This is a genomic window from Pseudomonas sp. FP2196 (assembly GCF_030687715.1).
In the GTDB taxonomy this organism is placed as follows: Bacteria; Pseudomonadota; Gammaproteobacteria; order Pseudomonadales; family Pseudomonadaceae; genus Aquipseudomonas.
Map to the genome: position 1 here is coordinate 138,645 of NZ_CP117445.1, position 25,146 is coordinate 163,790.

8 protein-coding genes are annotated in these 25,146 nt (G+C 61.2%); 2 read left to right on the forward strand and 6 right to left on the reverse strand.

The features are described from left to right. Positions 1-4 precede the first annotated feature (4 nt). The 4 genes from PSH79_RS00670 to PSH79_RS00685 form a co-directional block, all read right to left on the reverse strand. A complete protein-coding gene (locus PSH79_RS00670) occupies positions 5-3,400 on the reverse strand; it encodes a non-ribosomal peptide synthetase (RefSeq protein WP_305440743.1) in 3,396 nt (1,131 codons plus the stop codon). 10 nt (positions 3,401-3,410) lie between these two features. Continuing rightward, complete coding sequence (locus PSH79_RS00675; protein ID WP_305440744.1) at positions 3,411-4,340, reverse strand: diiron oxygenase; 930 nt, start codon at positions 4,338-4,340, stop codon at positions 3,411-3,413. Continuing rightward, the gene (locus PSH79_RS00680) at positions 4,337-5,113 is read right to left on the reverse strand and encodes a DUF3050 domain-containing protein (protein WP_305440745.1); all 777 of its coding nucleotides are present in this window, start codon (positions 5,111-5,113) and stop codon (positions 4,337-4,339) included. Before PSH79_RS00680 ends, PSH79_RS00675 begins: the two co-directional genes overlap by 4 nt. A gap of 771 nt (positions 5,114-5,884) precedes the next feature. Then, the gene (locus PSH79_RS00685; RefSeq protein ID WP_305440746.1) at positions 5,885-6,595 is read right to left on the reverse strand and encodes a GntR family transcriptional regulator; all 711 of its coding nucleotides are present in this window, start codon (positions 6,593-6,595) and stop codon (positions 5,885-5,887) included. A gap of 195 nt (positions 6,596-6,790) precedes the next feature. Here PSH79_RS00685 and lapG point away from each other — a divergent pair, with 195 nt between their 5' ends. Further along, positions 6,791-7,483: a cysteine protease LapG gene (gene lapG, locus PSH79_RS00690; RefSeq protein WP_305443831.1), complete on the forward strand. Its 693-nt coding sequence runs from the start codon at positions 6,791-6,793 to the stop codon at positions 7,481-7,483. A 14-nt stretch (positions 7,484-7,497) separates the two neighbouring features. Then, a complete protein-coding gene (gene lapD, locus PSH79_RS00695) occupies positions 7,498-9,444 on the forward strand; it encodes a cyclic di-GMP receptor LapD (RefSeq protein ID WP_305440747.1) in 1,947 nt (648 codons plus the stop codon). A 98-nt stretch (positions 9,445-9,542) separates the two neighbouring features. On the opposite strand, the gene PSH79_RS00700 is transcribed toward lapD, so the two are convergent. Together PSH79_RS00700 and PSH79_RS00705 are read right to left on the reverse strand one after the other, a co-directional pair. Further along, a complete protein-coding gene (locus PSH79_RS00700) occupies positions 9,543-9,881 on the reverse strand; it encodes a hypothetical protein (RefSeq protein ID WP_038369138.1) in 339 nt (112 codons plus the stop codon). A gap of 146 nt (positions 9,882-10,027) precedes the next feature. Then, positions 10,028-25,063, reverse strand: a complete 15,036-nt coding sequence (locus tag PSH79_RS00705) for a retention module-containing protein (RefSeq protein ID WP_305440748.1) — start codon at positions 25,061-25,063, stop codon at positions 10,028-10,030. Positions 25,064-25,146: the final 83 nt, after the last annotated feature.

Genomic DNA, 25,146 nt, shown 5'->3' on the forward strand with positions numbered 1-25,146 from the left:
TGAACTAGATGAAGTTGATTTCTTTCAGGTAATCGCAGCCGCGACGCAGCAGCGCCGGGGATTTTTCCGGGTAGTGCGCGCCCATCTGCTGGACGCCGGCCTCGGCGTTGGCGTGGCCGATCAGGGAGATGTCGCCGATGTCTTCCTCGAAGCCGTTGAGGTAGAAACCGAGCACGCCGAACAGCGCGTTGTCGGCATCGACTCGCCCCAGTTGCTGCTGCCAGTCGGCGACGCTGACCAGCGAGAACTTGCTGCCGGTTTCGCGGAACGAGGCGACATAGGCATCCCAGCTCAGTGGCTCAGGGTTGTGTAGGTTGAACACTGCGCGCTGCGCCGAATAACGGCTGGCGTGGAAGGCAATGAAGCGGGCGAGAAAGTCCACCGGCATCAGGTCGAAGTTCAGCGCGAAGGCCGGTACCTGGCCAAGCTGGATCGAACCTTTGAGCATCAGCATCAAGCGGTTTTTGTGCGGCTGGCAGACGCCGCTGAGGCTGTTGAAACTGATGTTGCCGGGGCGATACAGATTGACCCGCACCCCGCGTTCGCGCGCCCGTTCGAGGATGCGTTCGCCCACCCATTTCGACAGGTTGTAACCGTTGCGAATGTAGATCGGTGGCGTTGTTGCGGCGGGCAACTCCAGCACGCGCCCCTCGGCGTCAACAGTGCTTGAAGCCGACAGCGTCGAGACGAAATTGAAGACCTTTTTGCTGCGCCCTTCGCACAGGCGCAGCAGTTCGAAAATCGGCTCGACGTTGTCCGCCGCCAGTGACTCGTAATCGAGTACGTGATTGACGTTGGCAGCGTTGTGCACCAGTGCGCCGAACTCGTGATCCAGCCGCTGATAATCGGCGTCGGTCAGGCCCAGTTGCGGGCGGCAGATGTCAGCTGCGTAAACGCGCACCCGACTCAGATCCAGATGTTCGAGGCGGTTCTCACGCAGTGCCTGAGCAAAGCGTTGCGCCGCCGTTTGCCCATCACCGTCGCGCACCAGACACGCCACTTCGCTGGCGCCCCAGCCGAGCAGCGCCTCGACGATGTGCACGCCGACAAAGCTGTTGGCGCCGGTGACAATCACCTTGTGCACGTCGCCCATGCGACTGATCGATAGCGGCTCGATATCCAGCGCTCGTTCAGCATCGGCCATGGCCTGGGCGCTGAGCACAGCGCTGTCATCGGTGCCGCGTACCAGGGTCGCGAGTTTGATAATGGTCGGCAGTTCGATGAAGCGGTTGATCGAGATACTGCGGCCGAACTCTTCACGCAGGCGCAGCAACATCCGCGACAGCAGAATCGAGTGACCACCGAGATTGAAGAAGCTTTCGTCGGTGGAAATGTCGCTGGTTGGCAGCTCCAGCAACTCGGCCCAGATTGCCAGCAGCAGCGCTTCGTCCTCGTTTGCCGGCAGGCATTTCGGGCCGCTGTCCTGCATGTTCACCGGCAGTTCCAGCAGCGCTTTGCGGTCGACCTTGCCATTGCTGGCGAACGGCATGCTCGGCAATTCAGTCCATGCCACCGGTTGCATGTAGTCCGGCAGAAACTGCTGGGCATGGGCCTTCAGTGCATCGCGGGCAGCGTCCGATTGCGGCTGGGCGAGGAACGCCAGAATCCGCCGCTGACTGTCGATCACCACGGCGATTTGTCGGTACAACTGGCTCTCGCGCAGGCAGCGCTCGATCTCTTCCGGCTCGACCCGGAAACCGCGGATCTTCACCTGATTGTCGCGCCGCCCGCACAGCTCGATGCCGTGCTCGCCCCATTTGGCCATGTCGCCGCTGCGGTAAGCGCGCAACTGCTGGCCGTCGGGCAGATTCAGGGTCAGATAGCGCTCGGCGGTCTGCTGCGGATTGTTCAGGTAACCGAGGCAGACACCGGGGCCGACGATGAAAAGTTCGCCCACGGTCTGCTCGATCACCGGTTGCAGATCATCATCGAGAATCAGCACCTGGCTGTTGGCGATCGGGGCGCCGAGAGTACGGTTGCTGTCACCGGGTTTGAGTTGCCGGGCGGTGATCAGCACCGTGGCTTCGGTGGGGCCGTAGAGGTTGTGGAGTTTGCCCTGACGCGTGAGTTGCTCGATGACGAATGGCTCGCAGACATCACCGCCGGTCATCACGTGTTGCACGCCTTGCAGTTGCTCCAGCGGCAGGATGCTCAACAGTGCTGGCGGCAGGAAGGCGTGGGTCAATTGTCGGCGGCGGATCAGTGCGACCAGCTGCAGCGGATCGCGCCGTTGCGTGTCATCGGGCACCACCAGTTCGGCACCCATGAGCAGGGTCGGGAAGATGTCTATCAGCGACGAGTCGAAACTCAGCGAAGAGAACTGCAACACCCGACTCTCGGCCTCCATTTGCGTGTAGTCGGCGTACCACGCAGTGAAGTGCGCGAGGTTCGCTTGACTGAGCAGCACACCCTTCGGGTGTCCGGTGGTGCCCGAGGTGTAGAGCGCCATGCACGGTGCGTCGAGTTCGGGACGCTGGCGCATCAGAGGTTGCGAGAGGTCGGCGTCGAGGCTGTCGATACGGCTGACATCCAGCCCCGGTATCGATTCGCTGAGCGGATGCAAACCGTCATGCAGTAACAGCAAGGCGCCGGCGTTCTCCAGAATGTATTGCTGACGCTGCAACGGGTGGCTCGGTTCCAGCGGCAGGTACACCGCGCCGCTGCCGAGAATCGCCAGAATCGAGGCGAACAGCGCAGGGCTTTTCGGCAGGCAGATGCCGACCACCCACGGTTGTGAATGCTGCTCGAGCAGGGACTGCAAACGCTGTTGAATCGCCCGGCTATGGGCGTGTAACTGGCGATAGCTGATCGTCTGTTCGGCGAGGTGCAGCGCTGGTCGCTCGGCGTGATTGATCAGGCTCTGTTGCAAGCGCTCGATCAGCGGGATTTGTGCCTGTTGCAGCAGCGCCGGATTCGCCGTGGCGTTGAGGCGATGGACGTAGGCCTGGCTGTCGAGGAACAGCAGGTTTTCCATCCGTTCGAAATCCGGCGCAGTCACCGTAGCGGCCTGCTGGAAGTAGTCCGTGTCGCGGGAGTAGCGGCTGACCAGCAATGAAACCTCGTCCACCACCTGCGCCAGCACCCTTTGTCGCAGTGCCTGACCGTTGCCGGACGGCTCATCGCCAATGGGCACTCGGCTGATCAGCGACGAGCCGAGGAAACACAGCAGATCGAGTGTCGGCAAACCTGCAACGCTTTGCGCACCGATACCTAAACGCAGATGCAGGTGTGGGATTGCGCAGAAATCGCCGGCGGCAATGAAGCCATCGTCGATGATCAAATCCACCGTCGATTTCGCCGCGCCACTGCGCGTCAATGTATGCCCGTGTTGTTCAAGTTCCTGCGCCAGGTCGGTCATGGCCTGGCTGGCGCCCATCAGCAAAATGTCGAGACGTTTCATGTCGGCCTCCTCAAACCAGGTAGTCGCGCAGGGCGTGCTGCACGCACGGCGTGTCGAGCAGCGAACTGTTGTGGAAGAACTTGACGATGTTGCCCACCAACGGGTGATGGCGATTGATCGGGAAGGCCAGGCCGGCGATTTCGTCCCGGAGCGAGCTACGCGTGGCCTCACTGACCGGCAGGGCGTCGATCAGGCGCAGGTCGAAGGATTTCTGGATGTCGTTGGTCAGGTAATGGCCGATGAACACCGGCAGGATCTGCGCGATGGTTGCGCGATCTGCGTCGCTGGCGGTGTGCCAATAGATGCGCACCATCCGCGCCCAGAAACTGGAGTGGCGGCCCTCGTCGAGCAGGTGGTCGGCCATCAGGCCCTTGATCGATGGCTTGACCGTATCGTCCCGGGCGAACGCTGCGACGTCGCCGGTCACGGTGTTCTCGGCGATGGCCACACAGATCAGCTCCACAACGCTGCGCAGGTGCTCCGGCGCCAGTGCCACGGCCGTCGGAATTGCCCGGCTCAACTCGATTTCGTCGGGTAGCTGAATCGGCTCGATGCCGGTCATGGCCACCGTTTGCTGCATGAAATCCATCGCCACCAGGGCGTGGTAATCCTCATCGACCACGACGGTCATCGCGTCATAACGGCAAGCGAAAGGAAACGCGACGGCAAAGCGGTTCTTGGCGATGCTGCGCGCGGTTTTGTCGACGATCTCGGTCTCGAAAATCACCACGTCGTTGATGAACTTATACAGCGTCTGCACCAGAGCGAAATCACGCTGCTGCGGGCACTCGCGCAGAAAGGTTTCGCTGAGCACCAGCGGTTGTCGACTGAGCGGATAGATCAGGCGTTCGTCGTTTTCCAATACGCGGCGCGGGCGAGTGCGGATAGTCGCGCGGCTTTCCCAGGCATCGGCGAACGATTGATAGTCGGCGGCGTTCATTGGGCCACCTCCGCCAAGGGTTCGCGCATGCTCACGCGCAGGCCGTCCCACAGGGCGATGCGGCTTTCGACCGCGGCGATGGCGCTGGCGTAGACCTCGGCTTCGCGCTGCGGGTCGCCATCGACCAGACGCTCAAGCAAGTGTTCTGCCGCCGGGCCATGATCCTCGGAGTCGACCTCAATGTGCCGCTCCAGGTAGTAGCGAAAGGTCGGCGCCTGTTCGATGCCGATGCCCCAGTCGTCCAGAATTCGCTGGAACATGGTCGGGATCACACTTTCGCGGCCATGCAGAAACGCGGCGGCAACGCTGTGCCCCGGTGCATGCAGGGCAATGCGCAAGGTATCGCGAACAAACTGCGCAGCGGCAGGATCGACCTCGACGCTTTGCAGCGCCACGTCATAGCTCACGCCTTCCTGTTGCAGCGCGACGAAGCGTTCCACGGCCGAGGTGCTCGCACCGACTTCGCGCATCGCATCCAGGTACAGCTCGAAATGGCTGTAATGACCGTGGCTCAAACGGTTGTCGGATTCCTCACCGAGGACAATCTCGTTAATCAGGCGGGCGGCATGCGGATCGCGCGGCGGCAACCAGGGTAGACGAGTGCAAGTCAGTTCCTGTTGCAGGCGTTTGGTCAGCGACATGAAATCCCAGACGGCAAATACGTGGGTTTCCATAAAACGTTGCAAAACCGTCAATGAATCGATTTCGCCGAAGATCGGGTGTGCGCTGAGTTCGGCTTTTTTCAGGGCGAGTTGGTGCTTTGTCTGAGACATGAGGGGGCCTTTATCCTTGATATGAAATGGAACGGATTTTTCAACTTCGCAATCAATGGAGCAGCGGCTTGTTATTCTTTTTCCAGGTGAGCGGCAACCTCATGAAAATCAGTGAAGTTACACTGTTGGTCTTCGTAGAACTGCACAGTAATCGGGCGGTGCGCCGTGCCGGATATAGTCGTGCGTTCAGCTTATGCCCTTCTGGAATGGGATGTTCAAGCTCGGCGGAGAAAAACTAATACATCGCCAAACAACTTAACAAGTATATTTTTTGATTATTTTTAGTTGTCGGTTTTTCAAGTATGAGAGTCCCTGATAAAACTATTTTTATAAGTTTTATTGGGGCGAAGTTGCTCCTTTCAGTCAATAAAGACCAAAATCGAATAAACAGAGTGAATGCCTCACTCGAAGCAACTTTTTAATAAAGAGAATGAAGTTATTTGAGGGGATGAAAGTGGGCCCGGAACGACGCCGATTCTTTCCTTTTCCCGTGACAAGGCTCCTTCCGTAGGTTCCTGTTGCGGGGACTGCGCCGACGGTGCGGTGCGTCGCCCGTTCTTTATTGGGTTGGCCGTTCAAGAGTGAGGGTAAAAGGCCGCCACGGCTATTACCGATTCATCACCGAGAAGGGTGCAAATATCGGGCTGATTGGCGCAGGGAGGTTAGAGCGAAGAAGTGGATATGCCAGTGGATTCCTGGCCGGGGGGGCGGGGATTTGTAAGCGGGTTATTCGCCGGGCAGACGCAGTGGTCTGGTCCCGGCGTGGAAGTTTCAGCGCGCGGCTTTGCGGTTTTGGGCGGCAGGGCTGGCGAGATAGCGGGTGATGACGTCAACGCCACGGTTGAGGTGTTGTTCGAGCAATGTGATCGAGTGATCGACATCACGCTCGATGACCGCTTGCAGCATCGCGCGGTGGTCCTCCTGGGATAGCTTGCCCAGGCCCATGGCTTCGAGGTTGAAGCGTAGGAACCGCTCCTCCTCGTTGAGACCGTCCTCGACCAGCCGTAGCAAACGCTGGTTGGGAGCCTTGCTGTACAGCGCCATGTGGAACAAGCGGTTGAGCCGGCCGATTTCCGTGTAGTCGTGTTGGGCCTCGAGCTCTTCGATATAACTCGCTGCCTGTGCGTGATCGGCAGCGGTCAGTCGCGGAATGGACTGACGCAAGGCTTCGGACTCGAGCAGGATCCGCAACTCGTAGGTTTCCGTGGCATCGCCCTGGATCAACGGCGCAACCACGGCGCCTTTGTGCGTGGTGACGCTCAACAATTCCTGCGCTTCGAGCTGGCGCAATGCTTCGCGCACGGGCATGCGGCTGACCCCGAACAGATCTGCCAGATCCTGCTGGCGCAACGCTGTGCCGCATGGCAAACGCCCATCAAGGATGGCGGCACGCAAGGTTTCTTCGATGACGGACCGAGCCAAGTGTGCGGGAATCGGCCCATCGACTTTGATGCTGTGCAGCGGTTTGGGCTTCTGTGTCACGACTACGCACCCTGTATGTCGACTTGATTTGGATCCAAAAGACACTAGTGATTGCTCTACAGGTTGTCAAACCGTGTAACGGTTCAGTGCCTTTCATCAGTTTAGCGAGGTCGCGATGATCTCATGGTGCCATTGTTTTTTACCGGGCTAAGCTTCAACATCAAACGCTTTCCTTCCTGCCTTTGGAAACCTGCTGTGGCGGTATGTTTCGCGATCCCCCGGACTCTGCGCTGGCTAGGCTGCGCACTGCTGCTGGCCGGCGTCATGCTGGGCGGTCTGCATGCCGATTGGGATTTTTCCGCGATCAGCCGCAAAGCTACAGCACTTTACGGACCGCTGGGTGCCGGACAGCAACGGATCGACGCGTGGCAAAACCTGTTGGCCACGCAGAAACAGGTCGGCGAGATGGAAAAGCTCAAAGTGGTTAACCTGTTTTTCAACAAACAGGTGCGCTACGTCGAGGATATCGACCTTTGGCACGAGGTCGACTATTGGGAAACCCCTATCGAAGCCTTGTGGAAAGGTGCCGGCGACTGCGAAGACTATGCGATCGCCAAGTATTTCAGCCTGCGTCACCTCGGGGTTTCCAGCGACAAGCTGCGCATCACCTACGTCAAGGCCCTGCGCCAAAACCGCGCGCACATGGTGCTGACGTACTATGCCACTCCCGATGCCATGCCATTGGTGCTCGACAGCCTGATCGATCCGATCCAGCCGGCGGCCCAGAGGACCGATTTGCTACCGGTCTACTCTTTCAATGCAGAAGGTCTGTATCTGCCGGGTGCCAAAGGCAACAAAAAGGTCGGAGACACCAAACGCCTGTCGCGCTGGCAGGATGTGTTGAAAAAAATGCAGGCCGAAGGTTTTCCGGTCGAGACGACTAACTAGGAGCACGCGCTCAGATGTCTTTGTTCAAACAGCTGTTGATCGCTATCTGTCTGTTCCTGGTGGTCGCCTTCACCGGCAGCTTCATGGTCAGTCTGGAGAGCTCGCGCACCCAGTACGTCAACCAGTTGCGTTCACACGCCCAGGACGCCGCGACGGCGCTGGCCTTGTCGCTGACGCCGAATATCGACGACCCGGCGATGGTCGAGCTGCTGGTCAGCTCGATTTTCGACAGCGGTTATTACGCGAGCATCCGCGTGGTCGATCTGAAGACCGACCAGACCATTGTTGAGCGCAACGGCATTCCGGCCGTCACTAATGTGCCGGACTGGTTCGTCAAACTGATCGGCCTGGAGCCGGCCGGTGGCGACGCGCTGGTCAGCCGTGGCTGGGAGCAGGCGGCGCGGGTCGAAGTGGTCAGCCATCCGATGTTTGCCGTGGCCAAGCTGTGGCAGAGCGCGCTGGGCAGCCTTGGCTGGCTGCTGATCTGCGGTGCGCTGAGTGCGGTGCTTGGCGCGTTGTTGCTGCGTCGGCAGTTGAAGCCGCTGGATTACATGGTCAAGCAGTCCCACGCCATCGCCCGTCGCGAATTTCTCAGCCTGCCGGAGCTGCCGCGCACGCCTGAGTTGCGGCGTGTGGTGCTGGCGATGAATCAGATGGTCGAGAAGCTCAAGGCGTTGTTTCAGGAGCAGGCCGAACGCAGTGAAAAACTGCGCGCCGAATCCTATCAGGACAACCTCACCGGTTTGGCCAACCGGCGCTATTTCGAAATGCAGCTGAACAATCGGGTGAGCAATCCGGAGCAGGCCAGTTCCGGTTATCTGCTGTTGTTGCGGGTCAAGGATCTGGCCGGGCTCAACCAGCGGCTCGGCGGTCAGCGCACCGACGAACTGCTGAAAGCGGTCGGCGAGCAACTGTCCCGCGAATGCGCCAAATACCCGGAAACCCAGAACCTCGTCACCCGTATTCGCGGCGGTGAGTTCGCCGTGCTGGCGCCGGGGCTGGTGCGTGAGGAAGCGTTGCAACTGGCACAGAACCTCGACAGCGCCCTGAGCAGTCTGCACGCTACGGGTGCGACCGATGTGCCGGCGGTGGCCTCTATCGGCCTGGCGCCATTCGTTCACGGCGACTCGCCGCAAGCGGTGCTGACGCTCGGCGATCAGGCGCTGGCGCAAGCTGAAGGGCAGGGCGAACAGAACTGGGCGTGCATTGATCAAAGCCTCACGGCGGATGTCGGCGACGATCACCACGCCTGGCATCGCTTGCTCGATCAGGCGTTGAGTCAGCAGCGGTTTGAGCTGTACTTCCAACCGGTGGTGGCCGCTCAGGACACGCAATTGGTGCTGCATTACAAAGTGCTGTCGCGCTTGCTCGATGATCAAGGCCAGACCATTCCCGCCGGGCGTTTCCTGCCGTGGCTGGAACGCTTTGGCTGGACCGCGCGACTGGATCGCTTGATGCTCGAACGCGTACTGGAGCAGATGAAAGAACATGAAGACTCGCTGGCGCTGAACCTGTCCTCGGCGACCCTGGCCGATCCGCAGGCATTGAACAAAGTATTCGAGATCCTGCGTGCGCATTCCAATCTCGGCGAACGCCTGACCCTGGAAATCGGCGAAGAGCAGTTGCCGGAACAAGCGGTGCTGGAGCAGTTGACCCGGCGTCTGCGCGAACTGGGTTTCTCGCTGAGCCTGCAGCGCTTCGGCGGGCGTTTCAGCATGATCGGCAACCTGGCGCGGCTGGGGCTGGCGTACTTGAAGATCGATGGCAGCTACATTCGGGCGATTGATCAGGAGAGTGACAAGCGGCTGTTCATCGAGGCAATCCAGCGGGCGGCGCACAGTATTGATCTGCCGTTGATTGCCGAGCGGGTGGAGACGGAAGGGGAGTTGTCGGTGATTCGCGAGATGGGGCTGTATGGGGTTCAGGGGCAGTTGCTCGGTGAGCCGAAGCCCTGGAAGTAAATCTCAAGATTTGAAAGCGAAAAGATCGCAGCCTTCGGCAGCTCCTACATTGGAATGCGTTTCCTGTAGGAGCTGCCGAAGGCTGCGATCTTTTGCTTCTAAATCAAGCCGCCTTCATCTTCATCAATGAGCTGACTCAACCCACCCAACGCTTCCCGCGCTTGGGTCCGATCCATCAATTTGGCCTGCGCCGCCGGCGGCAGATCGGTAACGCGGATCACGCCTTTCTGGGTCAGCACCTGAATCAGGTCGTCGAGTACCCGAATCATTTCAAAGTCGCTCTGCTTGAGCTGTTTGAGGCTGTTTTCCACGGCTTCGTTGGCGTACCACGCCTGGATTTCATGGTGGTCGGCCGGCAGCGTTTCCGTGGCCTCGGCGTACGCCGCGGCTTCCACGCGAATCAACTGGCCTTGCGCATCGCGTTGCACGTAAAACATTGAGCATCCCTCGGAAATGAACCAGCGTCATGCTGTCAGCAGCATAGCCAACTGCGCGCAAGTATGCGGTGCGCCGACGAAATCGTCACCGCTTCGCCGGGCGTAAACGTGACGGCCGCCCCATAAGGGCGGCCGTTGTTCACGGATCAGCTGTTGTTGTGGTCGACCTTGATGGTCGGGTCGCTGCCGGCAATCAGGTTGTGGATGTTGGCGCTCGACCAGTTGTTGCCTTCCAGTTTGATCGTCACGTCCGGTGTCGCGGCGGCAGCATCGCCCGAGTTGAACTTGCCGCCCGAGCTGACTTGCAGCGACGACACGCCGTCGACCGTGCTGATCTTCAGGAAGTTGTCGATGGTGCTGCCGGTCTCGCCCTGCAACAGATCACGCAGGTCGATACGATCACCCTGGCTGGCATTGAAGTCCTTGATCACGTCAGTGCCGGTATCGCCTGATTTCCAGACGAAGGTGTCGGCACCCGAACCACCGATCAGGATGTCGTTGCCCTGACCGCCAATCAGCGTGTCGTTGCCGGTGCCGCCGAGCAGGATGTCATTGCCTTTGCCGCCATCGAGCAGGTCATTGCCGCCCGAGCCGAACAGGATGTCATTGCCCGCGCCGCCCAACAGCGTGTCGTTACCGTCATGTGCGCCGGACACATCGAACGCCTGATAGTGCTCGGTGACGTACTGGTGCACATTGCTGGTGGTGACTTTGCTGACGTCGACGCCGGTTTCCTTGGCCACGAACGCCTGCATCGCCTGATAACCCTCACCGGCAATGCCGTTGAAGCTCACCAGGTCGCCGAACAGGATGTCGTTGCCATCACCACCGCTGACGGTGTCGTTGCCCGGCATCGTCGCTTCGGTGTGGCCGATGATCGAGTTGGCCAGATCCTTCGGATCGATGTTGGTCTGCGGCGTCTTGTCCGAGTCGTACGGTTTCAGGTCATTGAGGCTGACACCGCTGTTGAGGCCGATGGCTTCGACGTTGGACAGGCCACTGAGCAAAGAGAAGCTGCTGTTGGAGTTGGCGGTGGTGTAGTAATCGGTGCTGTTACCGCTGCCCGCCAGGCCGGAGAACTCGTAGGTGCCGTCGCCCTGGGCGTGCAGCGTGCCGAAGTTCTGGTACGACCAGCTACCGCCCGATTTGGTCCAGACCGTCACAGAGCCGTTGGCGCTGATATCGATCTGGTGCGAGCTGTCCGGATTCAGGCTGACGGCTGTCCCCAACTTATAGTTGGTGGTGGTGATCAGACTATCGAGGGTTTTGTTGCCGTACAGGTACGGGTTGGTCGATTCGCCGGTCTGGTAGTAGGTCGGCTGGCCATCGGTGATGAAGTACGTCAGGTTCTTCGCGCCGGTGTTGGCTACCGCTTCGGCGCTTTGGAAGAAGTTGGCCGTGGTTTTGAACACGTCCTCGTAGTTGGTGCCGCCGCCGGACGTCATCGAGTCCAGCACTGCCTTGAGTTTGGTCAGGGCGTTCGGGTCGTTGAGGTTCACCGACACCGACTGTTTGACCTGGGTATCGAAGTCCACCAGGAAGATGTTCACCGTGCCCGAGTTGCTGCCACCCAGGCTCTGCTTGAGGGTGTTGAACACCGAGGTCAGCGAGTCCTTCGCGGCGTTGAGCGACGAGGCGCTCATGCTGCCGGAGCTGTCGACCATGAACGCGATGTTGTAGTTGGTGCCCGGCACCACGGTCAGGCCGCCGATGTCAGCGACCATGATGTCGTTGCCGTCGGTACCGTTGAACGTGTCATCACCGGAGGTGGCGACCGACGCGGTGTAGACCGCTGGCACCACAGTGACCGGAATGGTCGCGGTGCTGCTCGCCGAACCGCCCACGGCTTCGGTAGACGTCGAGGTCACGGTCAGGTTGAACTGGCCGTTGTAGTAGGTCGGCGGGGTCACGGTCAGGCTGCCGAGGTTCCAGCCGGTGACGTTGGCTTCGCCATTGCTCGCGGTGACGGTGAAGCTGTGGCCTGCGCCGTCGCTCAGCACCGAGCCGACCGGCGCGCCGCTGATCTTCACGCTCAGGGTTTCCGAACCATCGGTGTCGGTCAGCGCAGTGGAGACTGCCGACAGTTTCACCGTGGTGCCTTCGGCGCCAGTGTTGAGCTTGTAGCCGTCGTAATAGCCTTCGCCGTTGGTGCCGTGCAGGTCGGAGACGGTCACGCCGGCATTCACCAGATCGGTCACGCCGGTGTAGATCGGCACGCCGGCGCTGCTCAGGTCGACCGGCGTGCTGCCGTTGACCGAAAGGTTGACGTCGTAGCTGCCCGGGCCACTCTGGTTGTGGTGGTAGATGTCCAGGGTGTAGTAGCCGCTGGTGGTCGGGGTGAACGAACCATTGATTGCACCGCCCGCGCCCCAGGTACCCGACGCCACGCTCTTGCCGCCGATGGTGATCAACAGACTGTCATCGGCGACACCGCTGAAGGTGTAGGTTTTGCCGGCTTCCAGGTAGATCAGGCCCGACGTTTTCGAGGCGGTGCCGGCGGTCACGCTGCCGTCGGACTGCACATTGTTCACGTTGGTGCTGGAGTTCGGTGTGCCGGCGCCGTCGATGACGTTTTTCAGAGTGGTCGAATCCGCGCCGTTGCCGTTGGTGCCCAGACCCGACAGACCGGTCCAGACTTCCTTGACCAGTCCGGTGGACTTCACGCTGTTGTCAGCCACGCTCACGGTCGGGGCATCCGCCACTGGCGTGATGTCGATCTTCACGGTGCCAGTGCTGCCCAGCAGTTGACCGTCGGTTGGCTGGAACTTGATCTGTGCGTAATCGGCCTGGTTGTTGCCCAGGCCGGTGCCGCCGTAACCGTTGACGCCCGACTCGTTGGCATCCGGCATGAAGCGCAGTTTGCCGGCGTCGATATCAGCCTTGCTGAAGGTCTGGTTGGTGGCGACGTCTTTCCAGGTCGAACCGTCCAGGTACTGCAGTTTGCCTTCACCCGGCAGCTGGGTGATTTTCACCCCGAGGCTGCTGGCCGGGCTGTCGACATCGGTCACACCGAAGGTCGACCAGCCGAGGATCAGCGGGGTGTCTTCGCTACCGGTGACGTTGACTGGCGCTGCGACTGGCGCGTCGTTGACCGCCACCACGTTGACCGTGGTGGTCGCGGTGTTGGAGTAGTTGCCGCCATCGGTCACGGTCACGGTGATGATCCGCGGCACGGTGCTTGGGTCTTCACTGCTGTTGGTGAAGCTGATGTTCTTGATGGCCTGCATGTAGTCGGCCAGCGTCGCGTTGCCCGACAGGGTTAGCGTCACGGTGCCGTTGGTGCTGTTGGCATTGATGGTGATGCCGTTGACGCTGTTGCCCAGGTTCAACGCATCGCCGTCCTGACGGTTGGTCAGCACTACGGTCGCGCCGGTCAGCATGGTGCTGTCCGGGTCGGTGATCCTGATGTCGGTGTCGGCAATCGACACACCGGCACCCGGGGTGTTTTCGGTGAAGGTCACCTTGTAGTCGGCACCGGTCGCACCGCTGGAGTTGTTGGCGTCCAGATCGAGAACCGGCGGTGCATCGTTGTCGATGATCGAGGTGCTGACGCTGCCATTGGTGCTGCTGACTGCGAGGTTCTCGAAGTTGCCACCGGTGGCCGAGTCGATCTTGACCACGAAGTTCTCGGTGCCTTCGGTGATCTTGTCATCGAGGGTGGCGACGTTGAACTGCGCGCTGCTGGCGCCCGCCGGGATTTTCACGGTGTATACGCCCGTGAAGTCCGAACCGTCGGCAGCGGTGCCGCTGTAGACGATTTTCAGGGTCACCTCGGTTTGCGCCGGGTGGTTCAGGCTGACGGTGTAGCTGGCGGTCTGGCCTTCGGTCACCGAAGTGCTGCCGGTGATGCTGACCGTGGTGGTGTCGACGGTGTCGGTGACGCTGGTCACGGCTGGCGTATTGCTGGTTACCAGGTTTTCAAAGCCGCCGCCGCTGGTACCGGTGATGGTCGCCTGCACGGTGCCGGCGTCTTTGTAGACGTCGTCAGCCGGAGCCGGGACGGTCACGGTTCCGGTGGTTTTACCCGCTTCGATGGTGATCACCGAGCCGTTGCTCAGGGTCACGGTCACCGGTGAGCCGGCGGCGTTGCTCAGGGTCGCGGTGTAGGTGATCTGGCCACCCTCGGCCACAGAACCGGTCGCGCTGAGCGACAGGTTGGTGGTGTCGACGGTGTCAGTGACGTTGGTGCTGACCGGGGTTTTGTCCGCTACGAGGTTTTCGTAATTGCCACCCGTCACGTTGGTGATCGAGTTGGTCAGTGGTGCATGACCGGTCAACGCATCGTTCGGCGCAGTGGTGGTGACGGTGCCGGTGGTTTTGCCGATGTCGATAGTGATCTGCTGACCATTGGCCAGAGTCACGACAACCGGCGAACCCGTCACTGGCGCGCCGACGGTTGCGGTGTAGACGACGTTGCCGCCTTCAGCCGCTGTAGCGGTTGCGCTCAGTTTTACCGAGGTGGTGTCGATGGTGTCGGTAACGCTGGTCACGGCCGGCGTCGTGCTTGGCACCAGGTTTTCGAAGTTACCACCCGTCGCGTTGCTGATCGTCGCCTGCACGGTGCCGGCGTCTTTGTAGACGTCGTCAGTCGGAGCCGGAACAGTCACGGTGCCAGTGGTTTTACCGGCGTCGATGGTGATGACAGCACCGTTGCTCAGGGTCACGGTCACTGGCGAGCCAGCGGCGTTGGTCAGGGTTGCGGTGTAGACGATCGAGCCACCCTCGGCCACAGAACCGGTCGCGCTGAGCGACAGGTTGGTGGTGTCGACGGTGTCAGTGACGTTGGTGCTGACCGGGGTTTTGTCCGCTACGAGGTTTTCGTAGTTGCCACCCGTCACGTTGGTGATCGCGTTGGTCAGTGGTGCATGACCGGTCAACGCATCGTTCGGCGCAGTGGTGGTGACGGTGCCGGTGGTTTTGCCGATGTCGATAGTGATCTGCTGACCATTGGCCAGAGTCACGACAACCGGCGAACCCGTCACTGGCGCGCCGACGGTTGCGGTGTAAACGACGTTGCCGCCTTCAGCCGCTGTGCCCGTTGCGCTCAGTTTCACGGTGGTGGTGTCGATGGTGTCGGAGACGTTGGTCACCGCTGGAACCGTGCTCGGCACCAGATTTTCGAAGTTGCCACCGGTGGCGTTGGTGATGGTTGCCTGTACGGTACCGGCGTCTTTGTAGACGTCATCGGTAGGTGCAGGGACGGTCACTGTGCCGGTGGTTTTACCTGCCTCGATAGTGATGACCGAGCCGTTGCTCAGGGTCACGGTCACTGGCGAGCCAGCGGCATTGGTCAGCGTGGCGGTGTAAACGATCGAGCCGCCTTCAGCCACCGAGTTGGTAGCGCTCAGCGACAGGTTAGTGGTGTCGACAGTGTCGGTCACGGTGGTGCTGACCGGGGTTTTGTCCGCTACAAGGCTTTCGTAGTTGCCGCCAGTCACACCGGTAATCGAGTTGGTAATCGGTGCATGGCCGGTCAATGCATCGTTCGGCGCAGTGAAGGTCACGGTCCCCGTGGTTTTACCCACTTCGATGGTGATGCTCTGACCGTTGGCTAGCGTTACCACAACCGGCGAGCCAGTCACCGGCGCGCCGACAGAGGCAGTGTAAGTGACAGCGCCGCCCTCAGCCGCCGACTCAGTCGCCGTCAGCTTCACAGTCGTGGTGTCGATAGTGTCGGTGACATTGGTCACGGCCGGCACAGTGCTCGGCACCAGATTTTCAAAGTTGCCACCGGTAGCGGTGGAAATGGTTGCTTCGACTTTGCCCGCGTCTTTGTACACGTCATCGGCAGGCGCTGGAACGGTGACGGTGCCAGTGGTCTTGCCGGCATCGATGGTGATCACGGCGCCATTGGACAAGGTGACAGTCACTGGCGAACCGGCAGCGTTGGTCAGCGTCGCGGTGTAAACGATCGAGCCACCCTCGGCCACGGAACCGGTCGCCGACAGCGACAGGTTGGTGGTGTCGACGGTATCGGTGACGGTGGTCGAAACCGGGGTCTTGTCGGCCACCAGACTTTCATAATTACCGCCGGTTACACCGGTGATCGCGTTGGTCAGCGGTGCATGGCCGGTCAATACATCGTTCGGCGCAGTGAAGGTCACAGTGCCGGTGGTTTTGCCCACTTCGATGGTGATCTGCTGACCATTGGCCAAGGTCACGACGACAGGCGAGCCGGTCACTGGCGCGCCGACGGTGGCGGTGTAGACGACGTTGCCGCCCTCAGCCGCCGACTCGGTCGCGGTCAGTTTGACCGTGGTGGTGTCGATGGTGTCGGAGACGTTGGTCACGGCCGGCACAGTACTTGGCACCAGATTCTCGAAGTTGCCACCGGTGGCGTTGGTGATGGTTGCCTGTACGGTACCGGCGTCTTTGTAGACGTCATCGGTAGGTGCTGGAACGGTGACGGTGCCAGTGGTCTTGCCGGCATCGATGGTGATCACGGCGCCATTGGACAAGGTGACAGTCACTGGCGAACCGGCAGCGTTGGTCAGCGTCGCGGTGTAAACGATCGAACCACCCTCGGCCACGGAACCGGTCGCCGACAGCGACAGGTTGGTAGTGTCGACGGTGTCGGTGACGGTGGTCGAAACCGGGGTCTTGTCGGCCACCAGACTTTCATAATTACCGCCGGTTACACCGGTGATCGCGTTGGTCAGCGGCGCATGACCCGTCAGTGCATCGTTCGGCGCAGTGAAGGTCACAGTGCCGGTGGTTTTGCCCACTTCGATGGTGATCTGCTGACCATTGGCCAAGGTCACGACGACAGGCGAGCCGGTCACTGGCGCGCCGACGGTGGCGGTGTAGACGACGTTGCCGCCCTCAGCCGCCGACTCGGTCGCGGTCAGTTTGACCGTGGTGGTGTCGATGGTGTCGGAGACGTTGGTCACCGCTGGAACCGTGCTCGGCACCAGATTTTCGAAGTTGCCACCGGTGGCGTTGGTGATGGTTGCCTGTACGGTACCGGCGTCTTTGTAGACGTCATCGGTAGGTGCAGGGACGGTCACTGTGCCGGTGGTTTTACCTGCCTCGATAGTGATGACCGAGCCGTTGCTCAGGGTCACGGTCACTGGCGAGCCAGCGGCGTTGGTCAGCGTGGCGGTGTAAACGATCGAGCCGCCTTCAGCAACCGAGTTGGTAGCGCTGAGCGACAGGTTAGTGGTGTCGACGGTGTCGGTCACGGTAGTGCTGACTGGCGTTTTATCGGCCACGAGGTTTTCGTAGTTACCGCCAGTCACGCCGGTGATCGAGTTGCTGAGTGGCGCTTGACCCGTCAACGCATCGTTCGGCGCAGTGAAGGTCACAGTGCCGGTGGTTTTGCCGACTTCGATGGTGATGTTTTGGCCGTTAGCCAGAGTCACCACGACAGGCGAGCCAGTCACCGGCGCACCGACAGTGGCGGTGTAAGTGACAGTGCCACCTTCAGCCACGGAGGTATCGGCAGTCAGTTTGACCGTCGACGTATCGATGGTGTCGGTCACTTCGGTCACGGCCGGCACAGTGCTCGGCACCAGGTTTTCGAAGTTGCCGCCAGTGGCGGTGGTGATGGTTGCCTGAACGGTACCGGCGTCTTTGTAGACGTCATCAGCCGGAGCCGGGACGGTTACGGTGCCAGTGGTTTTACCAGCCTCGATGGTGATCACAGCACCGTTCGACAGCGTGACCGTCACTGGCGAGCCAGCGGCGTTGGTCAGGGTGGCGGTGTAAACAATCGAACCGCCCTCGGCCACAGAACCGGTGGCGCTCAAAGACAGATTGGTGGTGTCGACGGTGTCAGTAACGGTGGTCGAAACCGGGGCCTTGTCGGCAACAAGACTCTCGTAGTTGCCGCCGGTCACGGCGGTGATCGAGTTGGTAATCGGCGCATGACCGGCCAACGCGTCGTTCGGTGCGGTGAAGGTCACAGTGCCGGTGGTTTTGCCCACTTCGATGGTGATGTTCTGTCCGTTGGCCAGCGTTACGACCACAGGCGAGCCAGTCACTGGCGCACCTACGGTGGCGGTATAAGTGACTGCGCCACCTTCAGCCGCAGACTCGGTTGCGGTCAGTTTGACGGTGGTGGTGTCGATGGTATCGGTAACGTTGGTGACAGCCGGAACGGTGCTCGGCACCAGATTTTCGAAGTTGCCGCCAGTAGCGCTCGAAATAGTCGCTTCGACTTTGCCCGCATCTTTGTAGACGTCATCAGCCGGAGCCGGAACAGTCACGGTGCCGGTGGTTTTACCGGCGTCGATGGTGATGACAGCGCCGTTCGACAAGGTCACGGTGACCGGCGTGCCGGCCGCGTTGGTCAGCGTTGCGGTGTAAACGATCGAGCCGCCTTCCGCAACCGAATCGGTCGCGGTCAGGTTCAGGTTGGTGGTGTCGGTAGTGTCCGAAACCGCGGTGTCGGCGGACTTGCTGTCGACCGCCAGTTTTTCGTAGTTGCCGCCGGTGGCGCCGTCGATGGTCACGCTCAGGGAGCTGCCGCCCGCCAATGGGCTGTTCGGCGCGACGAAGTTTACGGTGCCGGTGGTTTCGCCGACGGCGATGGTGATGGTCTGGCCGTTGGACAGGGTCACCACAACTGGTGAGCCGGTCACCGGTGCGGTCACGGTCGCGGTGTAGACCACGGTTTCGCCTTCGGCGACGTTCGCGGTGGCGGTCAGCGAGACGGTAGAGGTGTCGATGGTGTCATTGACGGTGGTCACCGCCGGCACAGTGCTCGGCACCAGATTTTCAAAGTTGCCACCGGTGGCGGTGGAAATGGTCGCTTCAACTTTGCCCGCGTCTTTGTACACGTCGTCAGCCGGAGCCGGGACGGTCACGGTGCCAGTGGTTTTGCCGGCCTCGATGGTGATCACGGCGCCGTTGCTCAACGTCACGGTCACTGGCGTGCCGGCAGCGTTGGTCAGGGTCGCGGTGTAAGTGATCTGGCCACCTTCGTTCACCGAACCGGTGGCGCTGAGCGACAGGTTGGTGGTGTCGGTGGTATCGGTCACGGTGGTGCTGACCGGGGTTTTGTCGGCCACGAGGTTTTCGTAGTTGCCGCCGCTGACGTCGGTGATCGAGTTGGTAATCGGCGCATGACCGGTCAACGCATCGTTTGGCGCGGTGGTGGTCACGGTGCCCGTGGTTTTGCCGACCTCGATGGTGATGTTCTGACCGTTGGCCAGGGTCACGACCACCGGCGAACCGGTGACTGGCGCACCGACAGTCGCGGTGTAAGTGACGGTGCCACCTTCAGCAGCAGACTCGGTCGCAGTCAGTTTGACGGTCGAGGTGTCGATGGTGTCGGTAACGTTGGTGACAGCCGGAACTGTGCTCGGCACCAGGTTCTCGAAGTTGCCACCGGTAGCGGTCGAAATGGTTGCCTCGACTTTGCCGGCGTCTTTGTAGACGTCATCGGCTGGAGCAGCAACGGTCACGGTGCCGGTGGTTTTGCCTGCTTCGATGGTGATCACGGCGCCGTTCGAAAGCGTCACGGTTACCGGCGTGCCGGCGGGGTTGGTCAGCGTCGCGGTGTAAACAATCGCACCGCCCTCGGTCACGGAGCCGGTCGCACTCAGCGACAGGTTGGTGGTGTCGACTGTGTCGGTCACCGAAGTCACAGCCGGGGTCTTGTCGGCCACGAGGTTTTCATAATTGCCGCCGCTGGTACCGTCGATCTTCACGCTCAGTGTGTTGCCGCCGGCCAGTGCATCGTTCGGTGCGGTGAAGTTGACGCTGCCGCTGCTGGCGCCGACTGGAATGGTGATGGTCTGGCCGTTGGACAGGGTCACGACAACCGGCGAGCCGGTGACCGGTGCTGTCACGGATGCGGTGTAAACCACCACGCCACCTTCAACGGTGCTGGCAGTGGCAGTCAGCGAGACGGTGCTGTTATCGATGGTGTCGGTGACATTGGTGACCGCCGGGGTCTTGTCGACCACCAGGTTCTCGAAATTGCCACCGGTCGTCTTGGTAATGCTGGCGTCGACTTTGCCGGCGTCCTTGTACACGTCATCGGCCGGGGCTGCGACGGTCGCGGTGCCGGTGGTCGCGCCCTTGGCGATGTTGATCACCGCACCGTTGCTCAGGGTCACGGTCATGGCCGTGCCGGCGGCATTGGTCAGGGTCGCGGTGTAGACGATCGAGCCGCCCTCGGCGACCGAATTGGTGGCGCTCAGGCTGATATTGGTGGTGTCGACCGTGTCGGTGACGGTGGTGACCACCGCCGAACGGTTGGCATCGACCTGCTCGAAGTTGCCGCCGCTGTGGCTGGCAATTGCGGTCTGCACCTTGCTGCCGTCGATGTACGGGGTGTTCGCTGGCGCTGCGAAGTTCACCGAACCGGTCGTGGCGCCGGCAGCGATGTTGATCACCGCGCCGTTGGCCAGGGTCACGGTCATGGCGGTGCCGGCCGGATTGCTCAGGGTCGCGGTGTAGGTGATCTGGCCACCTTCGCTGACAGTGTCGCTGGCGCTCAGGGTCAGGGTGGTCTTGTCGACGGTGTCATTGACGGTGGTGCTGACCGGGGTCTTGCTGACGTCGAGCTTCTCGAAGTTGCCGCCAGTGGCATCGGTCATGGTCACGGTGAGCTTGCTGACGTCTTTGTAGACGTCATCGCTCGGCGCCGCGATGGTCACCGAGCCGGTGGTTTTACCGGCCTCGATCGTGATGGTCTGGCCGTTGCTCAGGTTGACGGTCACCGGGGTTTGCGCGGCGTTGGTCAGGGTCGCGGTGTAGGTGATCGACGTGCCTTCGAGCACATAGCTCTCGGCGCTGAGGGTCAAGTGAGTGGTATTGACGGTGTCGGCGACGTTGGTCACCGCTGGCGTCGGATTGGCCACCAGGTTTTCGAAATTGCCGCCCGTGGTCTCTTTGATCGTCACTTCGACTTTGCCGGCGTCTTTGTAGACGTCATCGGCTGGCGCCGGAACGGTTACGGTGCCGGTGGTCTTGCCAGCTTCGATGGTGATGGTCGAGCCGTTGCTCAGGGTCACGGTCACCGGGGTGCCGGCCGGGTTGGTCAGCGTAGCGGTGTAGACGATCTGCCCGCCTTCGTTGACGTTGCCGGTGGCGGTCAGCGAAACGGTGGTGGTGTCGACGGTGTCGGTGACGGTGGTGCTGACCGGGGTTTTGTCGGCCACGAGGTTTTCGTAGTTGCCGCCGCTGACGTTGGTGATCGAGTTGGTCAGCGGTGCATGACCGGCCAATACGTCGTTCGGTGCAGTGGTGGTGACGGTGCCAGTGGTTTTACCCACTTCGATGGTGATGTTCTGGCCGTTGGCCAGGGTTACCACGACAGGCGAACCGGTCACCGGCGCGCCAACAGTAGCGGTGTAGGTGACGGTGCCACCTTCAGCGGCAGTTTCGGTGGCGCTCAGTTTCACCGTCGAGGTGTCGATGGTGTCTGTGACGTCAGTAACGGCCGGAACGGTGCTCGGCACCAGGTTCTCGAAGTTGCCGCCCGTGGCGTCCTTGATGGTCACTTCGACTTTGCCGGCGTCTTTGTAGACGTCATCGGCAGGCGCCGGAACGGTTACGGTGCCAGTGGTTTTGCCCGCTTCGATGGTGATGACCGAGCCGTTGCTCAAGGTCACGGTAACCGGCGAGCCGGCGGTGTTGGTCAGCGTCGCGGTGTAAACAATCGAACCGCCCTCGGCCACGGAACCGGTCGCGCTGAGGGAAAGATTGGTGGTGTCGACGGTGTCGGTGACGTTGGTCGAAACCGGCGTCTTGTCGGCCACGAGGTTTTCGTAGTTACCGCCGCTGACGTTGGTGATCGAGTTGGTCAGCGGGGCGTGGCCAGTCAGCGCATCGTTCGGTGCGGTGGTGGTGACGGTGCCTGTGGTTTTGCCGACTTCGATGGTGATGTTCTGACCGTTGGCCAGGGTGACAGTCACTGGCGAACCGGTCACTGGCGCGCCAACAGTGGCGGTATAGGTGACGGTGCCACCTTCAGCGGCCGACTCGGTAGCGGTCAGTTTTACGCTAGTGGTGTCAACGGTGTCGGTGACTTCGGTCACGGCTGGAACAGTGCTTGGCACCAGATTCTCGAAGTTGCCGCCGGTGGCGTCCTTGATGGTGACTTCGACTTTGCCGGCGTCTTTATAAACGTCATCGGCAGGTGCCGGAACGGTCACGGTGCCGGTGGTTTTGCCCGTCTCGATGGTGATCACCGAGCCGTTGCTCAGGGTCACGGTGACTGGCGAACCAGCGGCGTTGGTCAAGGTCGCGGTGTAAGTAATCTGGCCACCTTCAGCCACGGAGCCGGTCGCACTGAGGGACAGGTTGGTGGTGTCGGTAGTGTCAGTCACCGTGGTGCTGACTGGCGTCTTGTCGGCAACGAGATTCTCGTAATTGCCGCCCGTCACGTTGGTGATCGCGTTGGTCACCGGGGCCTGGCCAACCAGCGCATCATTCGGCGCAGTGAAGGTCACGGTGCCGGTGGTTTTACCCACTTCGATGATGATGTTCTGGCCGTTGGCCAAGGTCACCACAACCGGCGAACCGGTCACTGGCGCGCCTACGGTGGCGGTGTAGGTAACAGTGCCGCCTTCAGCGACCGAGGTGTCTGCCGTCAGTTTGATGGTCGAAGTGTCGAGGGTATCGGTCACTTCGGTCACGGCAGGCGTGGTGCTCGGAACCAGGTTCTCGAAGTTGCCGCCAGTGGCCTTGTCGATGGTCACTTCGACTTTGCCGGCGTCTTTATACACGTCGTCGGCAGGCGCCGGAACGGTCACGGTGCCGGTGGTTTTGCCGGCTTCGATAGTGATGACCGAGCCGTTGCTCAGGGTCACGGTTACCGGCGAACCGGCAGGATTGGTCAGCGTCGCGGTGTAAACGATCGAACCGCCTTCAGCCACGGAACCCGTGGCACTCAGGGACAGATTGGTGGTGTCGACGGTATCGGTGACGGTGGTGCTGACCGGGGTCTTGTCGGCCACGAGATCTTCGTAGTTGCCGCCAGTCACGCCAGTGATCGAGTTGCTCAGCGGTGCGTTACCGGTCAGTGCATCGTTCGGCGCGGTAAAGGTCACGCTTCCGGTGGTTTTACCGACTTCGATAGTGATGCTTTGACCATTGGCCAGCGTCACCACAACCGGCGAGCCAGTCACCGGCGCGCCAACGGTGGCGGTGTAAGTGACGGTGCCGCCTTCAGCCACCGAGGTATCGGCGCTCAGTTTGACGGTCGACGTATCGATGGTGTCGGTCACTTCGGTTACGGCTGGGGTGGTGCTCGGAACCAGGTTCTCGAAGTTGCCGCCGCTGGCGTCCTTGATGGAGACTTCGACTTTGCCGGCGTCTTTATAGACGTCATCGGCAGGCGCCGGAACGGTGACGGTGCCCGTGGTCTTGCCCGCGTCGATGGTGATCACCGAGCCGTTGCTCAGGGTCACGGTCACCGGGGTTTGTGCGGCGTTGGTCAGGGTGGCGGTGTAAACAATCGAGCCACCTTCGGCCACCGAACCAGTGGCACTCAGCGACAGATTGGTGGTGTCGACCGAGTCGGTAATGGTGGTGGTCGCTGGCGTCGTGTTCGGCACCAGGTTTTCGAAGTTGCCACCGGTAGCGCCGGTGATGGTGGTGCTGACGGTGCTGCCATTGTTGTAGACGTCGTTGGCCGCAGTCGGCACGTTGACGCTGCCGGTGGTTTTGCCAGCTTCAATGGTGATCGTCGAGCCGTTCGACAGGGTAATGGTGACCGGGGTTTGCGCAGCGTTGGTCAGGGTCGCGGTGTAGGTGATCTGGCCACCTTCGACGACGGTGCCGGTGGCGGTGAGGCTCACGCTGGTGGTGTCAATCGAATCGGTAACGGTAGTGGTCGCTGGCGTGGTGTTCGGCACCAGGTTTTCGAAGTTGCCACCTGTGGCGCCGGTAATCGTCGTGCTGACGGTGCCGCCATTGTTGTAGACGTCGTTTGGCGCGGTCGGCACGTTGACGGTGCCGGTAGTCTGGCCGGCACCAATGGTGATGGTCGAACCGTTCGACAGGGTGACGGTCACCGGGGTTTGCGCCGGGTTGGTCAGTGTCGCGGTATAGGTGATCTGGCCGCCCTCGACGACGCTGCCAGTGGCGGTCAGGGTCAGGCCGGTGTTATCGATCGAATCGGTGATGGTGGTCACCGCCGGTGTCGGGTTCGGCACCAGGTTTTCGAAGTTGCCGCCCGTGGCACCGGTGATGGTCGTGGTGACGGTGCTGCCGTTGTTATAGACGTCGTTGGCCGGGGTCGGCACGTTGACGGTGCCGGTAGTCTGGCCGGCGCCGATGGTGATGGTCGAGCCGTTCGACAGGGTGACGGTCACCGGGGTTTGCGCCGGGTTGGTCAGTGTCGCGGTGTAGGTGATCTGGCCGCCTTCGGTGACGCTCGGCCCCGCCGTCAGGGTAACGGTAGTGGTGTCGAGGGTGTCAGTGACTTGAGTCGTGGCCGGAGTGGTCGGCGGCGTTACGGTGATGCCGTTGCCGCCGGTGGTGCCGGTGACGGTCACGTCGATCTGGGTCGGGTCGTTATAAACCGTGTCGTTCGGTGCCAGCGGCACGTTGACGGTGCCGGTGGTGGAACCGGCCGGGATCACGATCACCGCGCCGTTGGACAGGGTGATAGTCAGGTCAGTCAGCGGCGCCTGGGTCAGGGTCGCGGTGTAGACCAGCACGCCGCCGGCTTCGGTGATGGTCGGCGTGGCACTGAGGCTCAGGGTCGACTCACGCAGGGCGTTGGTGGTGGTGTCGGTGGTCTGCCCGCCGGTGATGTCTTGCGTGGCTTGGCCTGCAGCGTTGATGCCCGCAGTCGGGAAGCCAATGGTCGGATCAACGCGGCCAGCCGTGGCATCGAGCATCACGAAGCTGTGACCGCCGCCCGCCGCGCCGCCAGTACCTGCGGCGGTTGCGCCGGCAGCGGTGGCTTCAAGTGCGGTGGTCGGGTCGACGCCCGCAGCGATGGCTTGCTGCAGTTCTTCTACCGACGGCGCAGCCTGCGCGGTGGCTTCGGCCAGGTCAGTGCTGGAGTCGGGCGCGTTGGCGCTCCACTGTGTTTCGCGACCCAGGTCCAGGGTGCGGCCATCAGCCAATTCAAGCGACACAGCGCCGGACAGACCAGTGTCGATCTGATCGCCGACAAACAGGCGGTCGCCTTCAACGAGTACGCGACGTACGCCCTCTGGGGACACCACGAATACCTGACCGACAATGCTTTTGACGATGGCAACAACACTGCTCATTGAAGACTCTCCGGGGTGTCACGTTCAGTTGACTTCCATGGACCTGATGGCATGGATGCCGATTCAGTCTGGACGTACTTTTA